General features: G+C 31.8%; 14 protein-coding genes and 2 pseudogenes. 10 read left to right on the plus strand and 6 right to left on the minus strand.

The window, feature by feature from the left end; genetic code table 11:
- Window positions 1–89: 89 nt before the first annotated feature.
- The 3 genes from PL321_RS08840 to PL321_RS08850 form a co-directional block, all read right to left on the minus strand.
- Complete coding sequence (locus tag PL321_RS08840; protein WP_273964215.1) at window positions 90–3,032, minus strand: hypothetical protein; 2,943 nt, start codon at window positions 3,030–3,032, stop codon at window positions 90–92.
- Window positions 2,948–6,268, minus strand: a complete 3,321-nt coding sequence (locus PL321_RS08845) for a hypothetical protein (protein WP_273964216.1) — start codon at window positions 6,266–6,268, stop codon at window positions 2,948–2,950. The genes PL321_RS08840 and PL321_RS08845 overlap by 85 nt, the downstream gene beginning before the upstream one ends.
- Before the next feature lie 203 nt (window positions 6,269–6,471).
- A complete protein-coding gene (locus PL321_RS08850; RefSeq protein ID WP_273964217.1) occupies window positions 6,472–7,320 on the minus strand; it encodes a hypothetical protein in 849 nt (282 codons plus the stop codon).
- A 153-nt stretch (window positions 7,321–7,473) separates the two neighbouring features.
- Between PL321_RS08850 and PL321_RS08855 the strand changes: the two genes are divergently transcribed.
- The 9 genes and pseudogenes from PL321_RS08855 (at window position 7,474) to PL321_RS08895 (ending at window position 13,029) form a co-directional block, all read left to right on the plus strand.
- Window positions 7,474–7,944 (plus strand): hypothetical protein, encoded by a 471-nt coding sequence (locus tag PL321_RS08855; protein ID WP_273964218.1) that lies wholly within the window; start codon window positions 7,474–7,476, stop codon window positions 7,942–7,944.
- 449 nt (window positions 7,945–8,393) lie between these two features.
- Window positions 8,394–8,573 carry a hypothetical protein gene (locus tag PL321_RS08860; RefSeq protein WP_273964219.1) on the plus strand — a complete coding sequence of 60 codons (180 nt, stop codon included), beginning with the start codon at window positions 8,394–8,396 and terminating at the stop codon, window positions 8,571–8,573.
- A gap of 69 nt (window positions 8,574–8,642) precedes the next feature.
- A complete protein-coding gene (locus PL321_RS08865) occupies window positions 8,643–9,050 on the plus strand; it encodes a hypothetical protein (RefSeq protein ID WP_273964220.1) in 408 nt (135 codons plus the stop codon).
- An 82-nt stretch (window positions 9,051–9,132) separates the two neighbouring features.
- Window positions 9,133–9,273, plus strand: coding sequence for a hypothetical protein (locus tag PL321_RS08870; RefSeq protein WP_273964221.1), 141 nt, complete (start codon window positions 9,133–9,135; stop codon window positions 9,271–9,273).
- Window positions 9,274–9,293: 20 nt separating this feature from the next.
- Window positions 9,294–9,476 (plus strand): hypothetical protein, encoded by a 183-nt coding sequence (locus PL321_RS08875; protein ID WP_273964222.1) that lies wholly within the window; start codon window positions 9,294–9,296, stop codon window positions 9,474–9,476.
- Between the two features lie 157 nt (window positions 9,477–9,633).
- Window positions 9,634–10,008 carry a type VII toxin-antitoxin system HepT family RNase toxin gene (hepT, locus tag PL321_RS08880; protein ID WP_443110766.1) on the plus strand — a complete coding sequence of 125 codons (375 nt, stop codon included), beginning with the start codon at window positions 9,634–9,636 and terminating at the stop codon, window positions 10,006–10,008.
- A gap of 94 nt (window positions 10,009–10,102) precedes the next feature.
- A pseudogene (locus PL321_RS08885) lies at window positions 10,103–10,364 on the plus strand (metal-sensing transcriptional repressor).
- A gap of 8 nt (window positions 10,365–10,372) precedes the next feature.
- Window positions 10,373–12,820 (plus strand): annotated as a pseudogene (locus PL321_RS08890) (heavy metal translocating P-type ATPase).
- Window positions 12,817–13,029, plus strand: a complete 213-nt coding sequence (locus tag PL321_RS08895) for a heavy-metal-associated domain-containing protein (protein ID WP_273964223.1) — start codon at window positions 12,817–12,819, stop codon at window positions 13,027–13,029. The pseudogene PL321_RS08890 and the gene PL321_RS08895 overlap by 4 nt, the downstream one beginning before the upstream one ends.
- A gap of 13 nt (window positions 13,030–13,042) precedes the next feature.
- Here PL321_RS08895 and PL321_RS08900 read toward each other — a convergent pair whose 3' ends face one another.
- The 3 genes from PL321_RS08900 to PL321_RS08910 form a co-directional block, all read right to left on the minus strand.
- The gene (locus PL321_RS08900; RefSeq protein ID WP_273964224.1) at window positions 13,043–13,606 is read right to left on the minus strand and encodes an MFS transporter; all 564 of its coding nucleotides are present in this window, start codon (window positions 13,604–13,606) and stop codon (window positions 13,043–13,045) included.
- Window positions 13,603–13,851, minus strand: a complete 249-nt coding sequence (locus PL321_RS08905) for a hypothetical protein (protein WP_337961142.1) — start codon at window positions 13,849–13,851, stop codon at window positions 13,603–13,605. Before PL321_RS08905 ends, PL321_RS08900 begins: the two co-directional genes overlap by 4 nt.
- A 446-nt stretch (window positions 13,852–14,297) precedes the next feature.
- Window positions 14,298–15,158, minus strand: coding sequence for an AraC family transcriptional regulator (locus tag PL321_RS08910; protein ID WP_273964226.1), 861 nt, complete (start codon window positions 15,156–15,158; stop codon window positions 14,298–14,300).
- A 119-nt stretch (window positions 15,159–15,277) separates the two neighbouring features.
- Here PL321_RS08910 and PL321_RS08915 point away from each other — a divergent pair, with 119 nt between their 5' ends.
- Entirely contained in the window at window positions 15,278–16,195 is a 918-nt protein-coding gene (locus tag PL321_RS08915; RefSeq protein ID WP_273964227.1) for a carbohydrate kinase family protein, read from the plus strand.
- Window positions 16,196–16,218 lie beyond the last annotated feature (23 nt).

Raw genomic sequence — 16,218 nt, forward strand, 5'->3', positions numbered from 1 at the left:
TTTAATACTAAGCTTAGTTTATAGCACAGTTAAATTAAGGTAAAAAACAAAGGTGCATAGCACCTTTTGTTAGTCTGAATTACTTATTTCTAATATCTTTTTATAGACACTCCACGACTTCCTGAACCTTGATTGTTAATTATTACATTGTTAGATTTAATACCTTCAAAAACTATATCAGATTCTGGAGATAGTTTAAATGTCAAATCAGCTTTATTTTGAATTGTACCTTGAGCACGCCTTAGTATTTTAACTTTGAATATAAAGGTTTTTGTTTCGCCAACACCAATACTGTCTATATAAATATCAACAGTTCCATCGCTTGCTTCTCCTGTATGGGTAACTGTACCCTCCGAATATACAACTTCAATAAATTTCAAGTCACTGTTTAAAACATCCTTTATTTGTACTGAATACATTGGATTTGGTCCGCTATTTGTAACAACAAGTTTATATTCAACAAGCTGACCAAGAGAACCTACAATGTTTTCAGTTGTAAAATCTCCTTCCTTTGTTTTATTTCTTTGTTCTTTTAATAGGTTAGTTTCTATATTAGTAACATATACATTAGAACAAGTTTGAATTCCTGGTCCTAATTCTTCAGGTGTTAAATACCAAACTCCAAAGGCACAGTTTTGCTGAGCTTCAATTAAGGTTACAGGGTCTATAACTGCAGATTCTACTAATACATCAAAGGAGTAGTTGTAATATTCATCTTCTTCAGCATATCCATAAGGAACAACAGGGAATACTACTGTTTGGGCTTCAACTAAAACAGGTTCTATTGGATGTCCCATTAAGGTTGCATTTCCTACGTAGGTTTGACCAATTGGCAGTATATCTGTAAACTGTCCATTTACTATACTTGTTCCCTTTGGAAGTTTAAAGGTTACAGTATATCTAATAGTAGTTCCTATAGTGGTGTAATATATATCAGCAGTTTTGCTTGCCTCAATATCAGGGAATTTTTGAATAACTTCATTGGAATCTTCTTTAGGGTAGGTTATTGGAGTTGTATTATTAGTTGAGTATATAAAACTTCCTTTGTTTTTAGAGAATCCACCTGCAGGAATACCACCTACAACCTTAACTCTAAATATAAGTGATTTTACAGTGTTTATAGGAAGTTCATCTATAGTCCATTCTATCCTTCTTAAAAGAGGAAGGTAGTTAACATTACCTATAGAGGCGTCAAAATACCCTGTATATTCTAAATAAGGTGAGATATAATCTTCTACTGCTATATTGTAGGCTGTTGATGAACCAAAGTTGTGGACAGTCAATCTAAATTCAAGTATATCATCTGCTAAAACAGGCATTATATCTGTTGTATAACCTGTATCTTGGGTTATATTTCTTTGGGTTTTTGCAACAAATACATAGGGTCTTGTTACTTCAACATCAACATATTCTTCTATTTCAGGACTTAAAGTTCCTTCATCATCTATTTCGCTTGTTACTTTTACAATATTCCTTTGAGTTTCAACATAAGGCTCTACATTGTTTCCATCAAGTACCCTTGCAAGGAATGTTATTGTTATCTTTTTCTTCTCCAACCTTGCGTCAACAACTGGAATATTAAATATGATGTCGCCGTTAGAAAATATAGGGGTTAAGAAGGTTGAATCATAGCTTGCAGGGCCTAAATAAATCTGTTTAGATGGTAGGGTATCCTTTACAGCAATATTTTTAGCTATTGTTCCAAAGGGTACGGTTATTTCTATGAAGTAGGTTATAATATCTCCAACTCTAAAGCTTTCATTTGAGGCATATTTTAAAACAGATAGTTCACCTAAGATAGCATAAACTGTATTTGAATTTTTAGGGCCATAATAAACAAGTGGTGTTTCTCCTTGTATGCCAAAGATTGCATTAAAGCTATTTGGAATTCTTTCACCTGTAAGCCCACCGGAATTTACAGAAAGGGCTATTATAGCTTTATATTCAGTATTTGCTGGAATTGATGGTATAGTCCATAGTAAATTTCCTGATACAACTGTTAGTGTTCCTGTATCTATTGATGCTATACCTATAAAGGTTAGTAATTCATCTATTGTTTCTGATATAGTTACATTAACAAGTCCATAGCTATTAGGGTTATTTACTTTAAGTTCATAGTATATTAAATCACCTACGTTAACCAATATATCATCTGTTGTAAATGGACTAAATGGAGATGTTGTTACGTTCTTTTGAGATTTTGTTAATATAAGTTCTGCATCTGACACATAAATAGTCGAGGTAGAGGATTGCTGAGGCCCATCTGGACCAAGTGGAGTGTACTTCCAATCAAGAGTGGTTGTATTTATTTGTCCCTGCTGTGGAGGTGATGTTATACTATTTATTTTTGCCCTGAATTTGTACTCTATATTTACTTCTGATATTGTTGCATCTATCTCGGTTTCAGTAGGGAAGGTTAAGGTAGCAGATCCGATATTTACACCGTTTTTAGTAAGGGTAAACGGAACATAGCTCTGTTCAGTTGGTAATATATCGTTTATTGTAACATCATATATCTTTACACCAAGAGGAACCCTTACATTTATGGTATATTCAATTTCCTCTCCTACAAGTGCACTTTCTTTATTTACTGTTTTTATAATTTCAGGGTAGGCGTAGTTAAAGGTAACTATATTTGATTTTACAGGGCCTAAAGTTAATGGATTTACTGTATTTGTATCATAAAGACTTGTTGCAAAGTTTTCAACAGCCTCACCAGGTATAGGAATAGAATTTACTGTGCAGGAGAATATAAGTGTTTTGGTATCTGATACAGCAAGGAAACCTTCTGTCCAGGTTACTGTACCATCTGGTGTTGGTGGAGTAGGATGAACTACAGTACCTGATGGTGCAGGAGGTATAACAGATGAAAAGGTTAAATATACTGATAGATCGTCAGTTGTTACAATGTTAAATGCATCAGATAGCCCGTCATTTGTAATTGTTATCATATAGTGTATTTCATCACCAGATTCAATATCAAGGAGAGGATTTTTGTAAAGTCTCCACCCTTTGTTACGTTCTTTTGCCATTTTTCAATCTTTATATGAGGACTTCTAACCTCTACATCAACAAATGTTGAAACAACTGGTGCAGAAGGACCAACAGCAGTTAAATCCCATTTTATTGACACATTATTTCTTTGCATTTCAGTATAAGGTAGAGTTGTTTTACCATCTCTTACAATAGTTTTAAAAGTATATATTAGGGTTGTTGGTCCTAAAATAGGTGCAGATTCTTGATAGGTTATGGTGTTACCAATAACTGTTGGAGTAACAGGCAGTGAATTTCGTGTAAAGCTATCAATCACATATTCCTGCTTAATAGGAAATACATCTGTTACAGTTAAATTGTATGCTATGATATTTAGAGGAATAGGAATGGTAATAGTATAGGTTATTTCATCACCTATTTTTGCAGGGTTTGGAAGGGCTTCTTTTGTTATTGTAAGTGCAGGTATATAAATTCTTGTTGTGTTTGATTGTGCATTGTAGGTTACAGGATTTACATCATTTGAGTCATAGGTTGAGGTTGCTTTATTTGTTATTGAGTTTGATGCTGCAATTGGAGATTTAATTTTAACAGAGAATACAAGTGTGGCACTTGAGCCGTTGTTTAAAACAGGTATATTCCAATTAACTGCCTCAGGAGGACCTGCTACATAGGAAGGAGTTCCAACTGATGCACTAATTATTGATATAAATTCTAAATTAGAGTCTATTACATCGCTTAGGTTTATATTATAGGCAGGAGATGCACCATTTGAATTAATTGTTATTCTGTAATAGATTTCATCATCAGGGTTTGAGAATATTGCATCCTGGGTGTAGCCTATGCCTTGTGTTGCATTCATTTGTTCTTTAATTATAACTATATTTGGTGTTCTAACTGTTATATTTAAGTTTGATGTTCTATTTTTAGTTAGAGGTCCACCAGATACAAGTGCCCAATCTATTCTTGACTGGTTTTGCTGTGTTTGTGTGAAGGGAGGATTGTGGTTTCCGCTTATTACCCTTGCAATAAACTTATAAACAATAGTAATTGGATTAGGGTATGAGTAAAGGTTAGGTTCTGTTGGGAAGGTTACAACTTGACCAATAACAGTTGGTGTAACAGGTATAATTGGTCCACCGTCTTGCTGCCTTGTTGCTGGTCCAATATAAGTTTGTCCTGTTGGAAGTGTATCCCTTGGCCTAAGGGAATAAACATATACTCCATAGGGGATAGTTACGGTTAAGGTGTATTCAATATCATCGCCTATTTCTGCCAATAGTTGTGATGCAGTTTTTACCAAAGTTAGGTTTGGAGCTATTAGATTTACAGTGTTTGAACTTCCACTATATTCTATGCCATATCCATTGTCATTGGTGTTATAAATAAATGTTGCTTTATTTGATGTTGATGAGTTTGCTGCAAAGCCTGGTAATGTTTCAACCCTAAAGGTTAGTGTTGCAGACTGACCTGTAAGAAGTACAGGTATAGTCCAAGTTACTGTGCCTAAAGAGTAGGATGGAGTACCTAAAGTTGCGTTAAAGCTGCCAGAGACAAAACTTAAAAGTGGATTTAATACATCTGTAATAACTGTGTTATAGGCTGTTTCAAGACCATTATTATTTACTGTAATTCTATATTCAATTACATTTCCTACGCTAAAACTTAAATCAGTTGTTCTAAATGTTCCATTTAGTGTATAGTTTCTTTGCTCTTTAGTTGCAATTATATTTGGAGTTTTAACTATTAAATTCTTATTTGTTGTTTCTGGTATAGCAGGTGTACCTGAGGTATCAATATCCCATTCAACCTTTGCTGTATTTAGCTGATTTTCGCTAAATGGAGGAATATGGGCAGCAGATACAACCCTAATATCAAAGGAGTAAAGGAGTTTAACCTCATTAAGTGTAGCATTAACTACGGGTATAGTTGGAAAGATTACATTTGGTGGAGTAACTACTACGGTAATTGGGTTACCATCTAATGTTGCATTTCCAACAAAAACTTGTTCAGGAATTTTAAATGTGTCGGTTACCTTTACGTTATAGGCAATAGTTCCCTTTGGAACAGTTACTTCAAGTATATAGGTTGCAGTATCTCCTACCTTTACGGTTACAGGATTTATTGATTTTACTATTTTTAATCTTTCGGTTTTTAGTATAGTAGAATCTTCAAAGGGGTCTCCTGGGTATTGATAGGATATATCCATTTGAGAATAAGGCCTTGTAAGGATGGCTTTATTTATATAAACTTGACCACTTACAACTATGTTTGTAACTAAAACTTCATAGCTAAAGGTTAAGCTCTCACCAGGTGCAAGCTTTCTTATTAGCATAGAAACATTTTGTCCTACAAAACTTGGAGCATCATATATTCCTGTACCTGTTACGGAATAGTTACCGTTATACAAAAGTCCATCAGGAATTATATCTGTTAAGGTCATCATAAAGGCATCTGTTGTAAGATTATCTACTGTTTGGGTATTTTTTATTGTTATTGTATAGGTATAAACTTCACCAGCTTGAATTGCATTAACATTAGGCCCTGTAACTGATTTATCAAACTCTATATTTGGTGTTCCAAATTTTACTTCAACTTGGTCTCTATCGCTATATGAAAGCCCTAAACTATTTCTTCCTGCAAGCTTTGCAAGGTTGTTTTTTACAGTATTGATTGGTAGATTTAAAACAGGGATTTTAAAGGTTGCAGTCCACAGGGTATTTCCAGGTAAATCTCCTAAACTCCATCTAAATCCATTAGGTGAAACGGTAAAGGGAGCAAAAGGTCCTATCAATGTTCCACCATAGATGATTGGTGAAGGTGGCAAAGGTCCCATATTATATGGTGCATAATCATCTATTTCTATATTAAGTTGAGCAGCATTTAAGCTTAAGGCATTATATTCAATAAAAAATTCAATTAAATCTCCAGGAGAAGCCACATCAAATGGCTTAGGTGTACCGTCTTTGTAGTAGTAACCTAAAACTTGCTTGTCTATAAAAGGTCTTTTGATGTATGAGGTTGCAGAGGAACTATCTGGTGTTTGCCAAAGAGTAGACTGGTTTATTCCATTAATATTTGATCTATTTGTTAGACTGTCATTTGATGCAACAGGATTTGAATTTACATAGTTTGCTTTTGTTAAAGTTTGGAATGTTATAGTACCTGTTGTACCAGTGGTTAAGGTACCTAAATTCCAAATTAGGGTTGTTGTTCCATTAGGGTTTACAGTAATTGATGATGGAGAAGGATTTGCAGAACCTAAAACATATTCCATTCCATCAGGTATTATATCTTCTATTACAACATTGTTTACATTGTCATATTGGTTTACTTTATATATGAGTCTATATGAGTTTGTAACTCCAACGTCAGTTATAGATGAGCCTATAATAGATTTATCTATTGTAATATCCTTTGCGATAGTAGTTAAGTTTGCAGTTACAGGACCTGATAGACCATCAAGTATAGCTGTGTTTACTAAAGGTGTATCGTGGGGTATTTTTGTCCTGAATTTTCTGTGCAGCTTAAGGTATATTTATCCCATATAGCAACATCAAAGTTTATGGTGTTGGTACTTCCTGCAGATAAAGTTTTGCTACCCCAGTCTATAACAGTATAGTTTTTACAACCTGGAGAAGGTGAAGGTACTGATACATTTGGATTTAAAAAGCTTGAGGAATTAGGTCCTGAAGCAGTGATATTGCCTAAATATCTGATTCCATTTGGAAGGTTATCAATCAATGTTATATTTGACGATTCACGGGTATTGTTGTCTAATATAAGGGTATAGGTAAATGGCCAAAGTGGATTTGGAGCTAAAATCAATCCCGCGCCCTTTGGCATTTTGCCAGGCCCTTGTTTTATTAGATTGTATCTTAAGGGAATTATATTATTTGTTATGCTTTTTATAACTTCTAAATTACCAGGGTCGTCATTTCCTCTTGGGAGTGTATCAACCTTTGCAACTAAATTTAGATTTGGAACGGGTATATCAAAGGGAACAGGAAGTGAAGTGCTTCTAAAGTATTCTTCCGATTTTATTTCAACAGATACGGTGTAGTTTAATTCGTTTGGAGCAAGGTTCTTAACGTTAACCCACTTTACAGTAATTGAACCATCTAAGTTATTTATAACTTCTGTAGGAGAGATGCTGCTTGATTGAAATGAAAAGCCATCTGGAATAGTAAGTTCAAAGTAAAGGTTGTATCCTCTATCTACTAAGCTTGTGTTGGAGAAGGTAAGGTTTAAAGTAGAAGTTTTACCAAGTACAATTTTTAAAGGTTGTAGCGATTGATTTACTAAGAATTCTGATGGAGATATTGCCATATTGACCTCCTAAAAGATTTTTCTCGTATTATTATATTCATTCTTTATAACAATGATGAATGGGAGGTAACTTTATAAAATTTAGAAGATATTTATGTTTATTAAACATATAATAAAATAAAGCAATTATAGGAAAAAATGTATGAAGAATTTATGTGTCCTTTTTATTTAGATGGGAATAATGAGATTGAACCAGAAATATATAGTGCATTAGAGTTACTTTTACAATTTAAATCAAAGGAAGTTGATTTGTTTATTGAAGTTGGTAGAGAAAATAGAGAATTTGTTAAGGTAATAAGACCTTTAGAGAATATATGTGATGTAAAGGATAAATGGACTGGAGTAAGAAGGTATAATATAAAGGATGGAGTGGTAAATCATATTGATTTAGGAAAAAGGAATATGGCACATCCAAAGGAACTTTATGAATTTATATGTTGGGGGTTAAAAAATTCAAAGGCAAAATATAATGCACTTGTTATTGCTTCCCACGGTTTTTCCTTCGTTGGTGGAATAACGGATTTTACCTTTGATGTTCCCTATGTTATGCCTATAGAAGATATGTGCTATAGTATAAACAAGGCTCTTTTGGATTGTAGAAAAAGATTAGATTTGTTTTTTTAGATATGTGCTTTATGAACTATATAGAAATATTATATGAAATAAAAAAAGACAAGATAATATAAATTATATTTTAACTTATTATGGTGAAGGGGATTTTGGTGGAATTAATTATGTTAGCTTTATTGATAATTTTTTAGATTAATAGATAGGGATAAAAACCTATTATATTTTTAGAAAGAGATAATCTTATATTAAGTAGACCAACAAAATCAAAGATAAAGGAAATAAAGAATTTTTGTAGTAGTTTTGCAAAGGAATGTATAGAAAAAGGATATAAAGATATAGAAACTGTAAAAAATAATGTAGGACTTATTTATGTATATGAAAAAATAAATAATATAGTATGCTTTAAGTCAAAAAATTCCAAGGGAATACAAATAATAGATTTTAATATAGAACAATTAGATAAAATATATAGAAATTTAGCCTTTTCAATTGAAAATTATTGGATGAGTTTGATATCTAAGGATTATATAGTATGTAATAAGCAAGAAATAAATTTATTACCTAAAAGGCTTACTAAATCTGCAATACTTGGTCTTATACTTTCATTGAATAGTGGTATTGATATAAAGGAAGCAACAAATATTTTAAATAATGTAGTTAAGGTTAAAGGTTGGAATATTTGATTTAATTTTAAAGACATATTTATCTTTAGATTAAGCAAACTAATATTAAGATACAAAGGAGGTGTTTATATGCCTCACATAAAAAATAATCATAATGATTGTGAAGGACAAGACAGCTTAAAGGAAGTTAATGCAAGGAGAGTTGACCAACTTATAGACTTAGTTGAAAAGCATACAAGAACAGAAAGACATCTTGAGGAACACTCAAATATTACTGATTTAGACGAAATAAAATATGTACTTGAACTTCAAAGACAAAGGGAAGAACAGATTAAGCATTTAAGAAATTTAATTGCTTATGGGAAAGATGATGACTTTTATAAGAGGGAAGTTGAAAATATTGAAAAGAATCTAATTTATACAGAACATTATCTTGATCATAATAAGCATAATATGGATGAATTCACATTGCAAAAGACAATGGAAAAACAGGAGCATAGAAGGGAACAGCTTGAAAACTTAAAGCATTTACAATAGGTGGCACTGCCACCTATTTATTGTATAGACATATAATGGGTATAATGCTAATATTAAATTAAAAGTAGGGTAGGTGGTATATTTGATAAGAGATAAGAGGGTTGATTTTTCAAAGGTATATTCTAATTTAAATAAGCTTAAGGATATATTTAGTAAATATAAAGATAAGGTAATAGTTGCTTATCTTTTGGTTCAGTTCATAGAAGAGAAGTTACTCCTTTAAGTGACATAGACATAGCGATTTTGATTAATGAAAAATATGAAGGCATATTAGAGGAGATAGAAAAAGATTTATATGAGGATTTAATAAGTTGTTTAAAAACGGAAGAAATTGATTTGGTTTGTTTAAATAAAGCTCCTCTAAGTATTCAGTATGGAGTAATTAAAGATAAAGAGATACTGTATTTTTATGATAAGCAAAAGTAGTGGATTATGAAACCAGTGTTATAACAAAATATTTAGACATAAAACCTATGCGTAACTTTTTAAATATGGAGTTTTTAAAGAAGGTAGGGATTTAGATGGATGAAAAGTTAATAACACAATTAAGACTGCTGAAAAAATACTTGGATATGTTAAAAAAATTTCTCAAAATAGTGTAGAGGAGTATTTAAAAGATGAAATATTAAAGGGAGCAGCAGAAAGATATCTTCAGCTTTGCATAGAAACTTGTATAAACATAGGAAGTAGAATAATATCTTTAGAGCAATTTACCAAAAATATTTCTGTTCCAGAAACCTATGCAGATGTATTTGAAATATTAAAAGATATAGGATTAATTGATGAGGAGTTTTCTAAGAACCTTAAAAATATGGCTAAGTTTAGGAATAAGTTAGTTCATATGTATTGGGAATTAGACGATACAATTGTTTATGATATTATAAAAAATAACTTAGGAGATGTAGAAGAATTTATGAGGATTTCTGCTGAATATATAAAAAATAACTCACATATGTAGATGTGAGTTATTTTTATATATTCATATTGAAAAAGATAAATATGTATGTTATTATAATAATACCCCCACGGGGTGGGGGTGAAAGGAGGATATTATGAATAAGGAAAGAGAAGAAGCAAAAAATATTTAAAAACAGCAAAGGGTCAAATAGAAGGAATACTTAAAATGATAGATGAGGGTAGATACTGTATAGACATCTCAAATCAGATTATTGCAGCAGAAAAGCAAATAAAGAAGGCAAATATGTTGATTTTAAAGGGACATTTAAATAGCTGTGTAAAGGAAGCTTTTTAAACAATAACGGAGAAGAAAAGGTAGATGAAATAATAGATGTATTTGATAAATTAACAAGGTAGGTGAAAAGATGAATAATAAGTTTAAAATAACAGGTATGACTTGTGCAGCTTGCTCAAGGGCTGTTGAAAGAGCTGTAAAAAGTTAGAGGGTATTGAAAAGGCAGAGGTTAACTTAGCAATAGAAGAGCTTTATGTAGAATATGATAAAACAAAGATAAGTGAAGAAGACATAATAAAGGCAGTAGAAAGGGCTGGGTATGGAGCAAGCTTAAAAATATAAAAGAGGCTACTTTAAAGATAAGTGGAATGACCTGTGCCTCTTGTGCAAAAACAATAGAGAGGGTTTTAAGTAAAGAAGAGGGAATAATATCGGCAGAGGTTAACTTTGCAGTTGAAAAGCTGTATGTTAAATATGATTCATCTAAGATAAGAATTTCTATGGTAAAAAATCTTATTAAAAGGGCAGGGTATGAAGTTTTTGAGGATATAAAAAGTGTTGAAGATAATAAAATTAAAGATGTTAAAGATAAATCACTTAAAAACCTAAAAATAGCAGTAATCTTTACAATACCACTTTTATATATAGCAATGGGACATATGATTGGTTTTCCTATACCTGAGATTATTCATCACCATAAAAATCCTTTAAATTTTGCTTTAATACAGATTATACTTACAATACCAGTTATATATGCAGGAAGAAGGTTTTATAAAGTAGGATTTAGAAACTTAGTTAAACTATCTCCTAATATGGATAGTTTGATTGCTATAGGTACATCGGCTGCTATAGTATATGGACTATTTGCGATTTACCAAATATCTATTGGAAATACAGAATATGCAATGGAACTTTATTTTGAATCAGCAGCAACTATTATAACCCTTATACTTTTAGGAAAATATTTAGAGGCAAGAGCTAAGAATAAAACTTCTGAAGCAATTGAAAAACTTATTAATCTTGCACCTAAAATGGCAACAATTATAAAGGAGGATATGGAGATTGAAATACCAACAGAGGAAGTTGAAGTTGAGGATATAGTTTTAGTTAGGCCAGGAGAGAGGATACCTGTTGATGGAATTGTGATAGAAGGAAAGACCACAGTTGATGAATCGATGCTTACAGGAGAGAGTATACCCCAAATCAAAGAAGAAGGCTCTAATGTATTTGCAGGAAGTATAAATAAAAATGGTTCGATTAAATTTAAGGTAACAAAGGCAAAAGATGATACAGTTTTAAGTCAAATAATTAGGCTTGTTGAGGAGGCACAGTCTAAAAAGCACCTATTGCAAGACTGGCAGATATAGTTTCAGGATATTTTGTGCCTGTAGTTATTTTAATTGCAGTAGTATCTTCAATAGCCTGGTACTTTGGTACAAAAGATATTGTATTTGCTCTTACAATATTCATTTCAGTTCTTGTAATTGCGTGTCCCTGTGCCCTTGGTCTTGCAACACCAACAGCTATAATGGTAGGTTCCGGCAAGGGAGCAGAGCTTGGGGTACTTATAAAATCTGGTGAGGCCCTTGAAATGCTCCATAGGGTAGATGTAGTTATACTTGATAAGACGGGTACAATAACAGAAGGCAAACCGACGGTTGTAGAGATAAAAACTTTTGATATAGAGGAAGAAAAATTAATATCCTATGCGGCATCATTAGAGAGACTTTCAGAGCATCCACTTGGTGAGGCAGTGTATGAATATTCAAAGGAAAAGGGAATAGATACTTTCGATGTAACTGATTTTAAGAGTATTACAGGTCACGGTGTTTATGGAAGAGTACAAGAAACAGAGGTTTTAGTTGGAAACACTAAGCTTATGAAGGAGTACGGTATAGATATTTCAAAGGCAGATGAATATATAGGGGATATTTCAAAGCGTGGGCGAACAGCTATTATTGTTGCAGTAGATAAAAGGGTTAAAGGTATAATTGGAATTGCAGATAGAGTAAAGGAAAACAGCAAAAGAGCAGTAGACCTTATTAAGAATATGAAAAAGAAGGTGGTTATGCTAACAGGGGATAATTTCTTAACAGCAAAGGCCATTGCAGATGAGGTTATGGTAGATGAATTTATTGCAGAGGTTCTTCCGCAGGATAAGGCAAATGTTGTTAAGGAATATCAAAATAAAAATAAGAGGGTTTTAATGGTGGGAGACGGTATAAATGACGCACCTGCATTAGCACAAGCTGATGTTGGAATGGCAATAGGTTCAGGTACAGATATAGCAATTGAGTCAGCAGATGTTGTTTTAATGAAAAATGACCTATTAGATGCAGCCTATGCAATAGAGTTAAGCAGAAAAACAATAAAAAATATAAAGGAAAATCTATTCTGGGCATTTTTCTATAATGTAATTGGAATACCAGTTGCGGCAGGAGTACTTGTATTATTCGGAGGACCAAGACTTAATCCAATGATTGCTGCACTTGCTATGAGTTTTAGTTCTGTATCAGTAGTTTTAAATGCACTGAGACTAAAGGGCTTTAAGCCAAAAAATAAAGGAGGGTTAATATGAAAAAGAAGATTAATATTGAAGGTATGAGTTGTATGCACTGTGTAAGACACATAAAGGAGGCACTATCAGAAATTAAAGGAATATCAAACATTGAAGTAAATCTACAGGACAAATATGCAGTTTGCGATGTGGATAATGTGGATAACAAAGATATTGTTGAAAAGATAGAGGAATTTGGGTATAGTGTAGTTTCAATAGAGGAATTATAAAAGCACCTTAATATCAGGTGCTTTTTACGTTATTAAGATGTATAAATGCTATTGCCTGCATTATAAACACTGTTGCAGAAATAATAAAGGTTAGCGAATAACTAAGTTTTGTATATGAAATGATATTTCCTGCTAAGTAGGAGGAAATAGATACTGTTATATTACCTATAAGAACAACTAAACTATTAAATTTAGCCTGATGTTCTTGGTCAACTGAGTTCATAAAAATAATATTTTCAAGAGGCACGGTTATATTTATTAAGACAGACCTTGTAAGGAAGAATATACATAAGATAAGGGTTATAAATTTTAAACTTGAATTAAAAAATATAAATATTAAAACAAAGGGGAATGATAATAGCTTAGCAAAGGTTATTGTTTTAAATTGACCTATTCTTTTAGAGATTATAGGGGATATAATCATAGCTAAAAGATTTCCAAGCATATTAAAGTTGTTTACAAAAGCTGCAGTATCAGTGGAATAGTTCATTTTGTTTATTAAATAGGTTGTATAGTATGGTATTATCATTCCCACGGCAAAGGCACCACAAAAGGTGTATAGGAATATAAATTTCATTTTTTAGTTATTTTAAGTTTATTCTGCTTTTTATTGTTATTTTCTATCCTTTGGCTGGATGTTATGAATAGAGCAGGTATAAAGGCTAAAAAGCTTAAGATACCCATTATACTTAAAGTTGTATTAAAACCATACAGCTTTATTATTTTACCAGATAGGTAGTTTCCTATTAGGTTCATAAAGGTTGCATAGGTAAATATAAAGCTAAATAATTTTACTGTATCTAATCCATTGCTATTTTTAATTAAAAAGGAGGTTTAATTACGACTATTGCAGAAATACCCATTGCATATATGGATGCAGCTAATAATATAGATAGTTTTCCATTTGACAACATATAAAGTATACTTGATAAAAGACAAAGTAAACCTGTTAGGGCAAATATATATTTGTCTTTTAGGTATTTAGATATTATACCAACTATATAAGCAAATAGAGCAAAGCTTATTGTTTGTGTGACAGTTACAATACCTAAAAAGCTTTCGTTTAATCCCTTTGATAAGATATAAGGTCCTAAAAGAAGGAATAAAAACCAAAAAATATTCCTATAAATAGTTCAATCAATAAGTAGAATAATATATTTTTATTTACTTTTTTACCTTTTTAATCATATTTAATTATCTCCTTATAATGTTGATTACAGATTTATTTTAGCTAAATAAGAAGGAAGTGGCTATTTATATATTATCTTTTACTTGTACAAAATTATCTTTTTACGTTCGATGGAAGGGCTATGACCTTTATATTTTTTATATACTCTATTAAAATAGGCTATGCTTGAGAACCCTACCAAAAGTGCAATCTCTGTAATAGGTATATTAGTTGTATTAATTAACATTTCAGCTTTAGAGCATCTGTAGAAATTAAGATATTCTAAAAAGGTTTTTCCCATTGTGCTTTTAAAGAACCTACAAAAGTAATTAGGTGCTAAATTAAGAATATTTGCAGCATCATTTATAGTTATGTTTTCGTTGTAATGTTCATCAATATATCTTAACAGTTTTTCCAATCTTTGCAGATTTTCTTTATGCTTTCTATATGAAGGTTCGTTCTTAGAAGTAGTTTGAGAATATGCAATAATAGCTGCTAAAATTTTATAAATACTTCCCCTTATATCAATTTCAAATCCTAAGGGTTTTGTATTGTATTTGCTAATGATATCCTCCATATAGTGTCTTATTGTTTCTAAATAATCTATATAATTTTTGTTTTGTCTTATTATTTTATTATCGTCATTAAAGGGGAATAACTTATTAAACTCAATAGGGAGGTCTGTTGCAATGGTTGTGTCAAATTGAAGTACAAGATACTTTGAAAAACCATACACAGCGTGCACATCTAAGCTATTAAGAAGAACTATTTCGCCTGTTCTAATATCGTAGTAGGAACTATTTATCTGAACCTTTGCATCTCCTTGTAAAAAATAGATTATTTCAATAAATTCGTGCCAGTGGGGAGGCACATAAGTACAGGAGGGTGAAAGTTCTGTTATAAAAATCTTTACAGGTAATATTTTATTACCAATTTGTGTTATTTCTTTAAATGGTTCCATATGTATCATCTCCAAAAATAATGATATAATTATTATGAAAAAATTCGACAATAATTGCAATATTCCTTTATAATTGATATAATTTATTTTTGTGAAAATTAAAAGAAGGGGCGAATATCGTGGAAAAAGTATTTGATGTAGCTGTTTTTGGTGCGGTTTTTGTGGATATAAAGGGTTTTCCAAGAGATATATTAAATCCAAAGGGGACAAATATAGGGAGTGTGAAGTTTAAACACGGTGGAGTAGCAAGAAATGTAGTTGAAAATTTTAGTTATATGGGACTTAAGTCAAGGTTTGTATCAATTGTAGATAATAGTGCACTTGGTATGGAGGTTTTAGCAAGGCTAAAAAATGAAAAAATAGATACAGAGTATGTGGATATTGTAGATAAAGATGGTATGGGAATGTGGCTTGTTGTACTAAATGAGAAGGGAGATATTGCTGCCTCTGTATCACATCAACCAAACTTAAAATATCTATATGATATAATTGACAATCACGCTGAAGAAATTATAAAGGCGTGTAATAGTGTTGTGTTAGATCTTGATTTTGAAGCAAGCTATATTGAAAAAATAATAAACATAGCAAAGAAATATAATAAAAAGGTTTATGCTGTAATAGGTCATCTTGATGTAGTAAAGAGAAACAAACATCTTTTTAATAGACTTGATTGCTTAATATGCAATAACATTGAATTTGAACTTATAGCTGAAAGAACCTTTGAAACAAAGGAACAAGTTTTAGAGGCTTGTAAGGAACTTACAAAGAACGGTCTTAAGAAGATAGTTGTTACGATGGGTAAAAAAGGTTCTGTTTTTTATGATGCTGAGGTTGGTGAAGAAGGACACGTTGATATAGTACCAGTAAATGTTATAGATACAACAGGTGCAGGGGACTCCTTCTTTGCAGGAACGGTATATGGACTAATAAGTGGGTATAGTTTAGAGAAGTCAGTTTGCATAGGAACGCGTATAGCAAGTTTAACAATAAGCTGTAAGGATAGTACAAATCCAGAGATAAAGCAAAAATGCATATAATTGTAGTATGAGGGCTTAACTTT

Origin of the sequence: Caloramator sp. mosi_1 (genome assembly GCF_028622835.1) — a bacterium.
In the GTDB taxonomy this organism is placed as follows: Bacteria; Bacillota; Clostridia; order Clostridiales; family Caloramatoraceae; genus Thermobrachium.

What these genes read in the sequence shown, in the direction of transcription:
- PL321_RS08840 (WP_273964215.1), bottom strand. Translation starts at nt 3,032, where the DNA reads ATGGCAAAAGAACGTAACAAAGGGTGGAGACTTTACAAAAATCCTCTC.
- PL321_RS08855 (WP_273964218.1), top strand. Translation starts at nt 7,474, where the DNA reads ATGTGTCCTTTTTATTTAGATGGGAATAATGAGATTGAACCAGAAATA.
- PL321_RS08910 (WP_273964226.1), bottom strand. Translation starts at nt 15,158, where the DNA reads ATGGAACCATTTAAAGAAATAACACAAATTGGTAATAAAATATTACCT.
- PL321_RS08845 (WP_273964216.1), bottom strand. Translation starts at nt 6,268, where the DNA reads ATGGAATATGTTTTAGGTTCTGCAAATCCTTCTCCATCATCAATTACT.
- PL321_RS08895 (WP_273964223.1), top strand. Translation starts at nt 12,817, where the DNA reads ATGAAAAAGAAGATTAATATTGAAGGTATGAGTTGTATGCACTGTGTA.
- PL321_RS08850 (WP_273964217.1), bottom strand. Translation starts at nt 7,320, where the DNA reads ATGGCAATATCTCCATCAGAATTCTTAGTAAATCAATCGCTACAACCT.
- PL321_RS08860 (WP_273964219.1), top strand. Translation starts at nt 8,394, where the DNA reads ATGAGTTTGATATCTAAGGATTATATAGTATGTAATAAGCAAGAAATA.
- PL321_RS08865 (WP_273964220.1), top strand. Translation starts at nt 8,643, where the DNA reads ATGCCTCACATAAAAAATAATCATAATGATTGTGAAGGACAAGACAGC.
- PL321_RS08900 (WP_273964224.1), bottom strand. Translation starts at nt 13,606, where the DNA reads ATGAAATTTATATTCCTATACACCTTTTGTGGTGCCTTTGCCGTGGGA.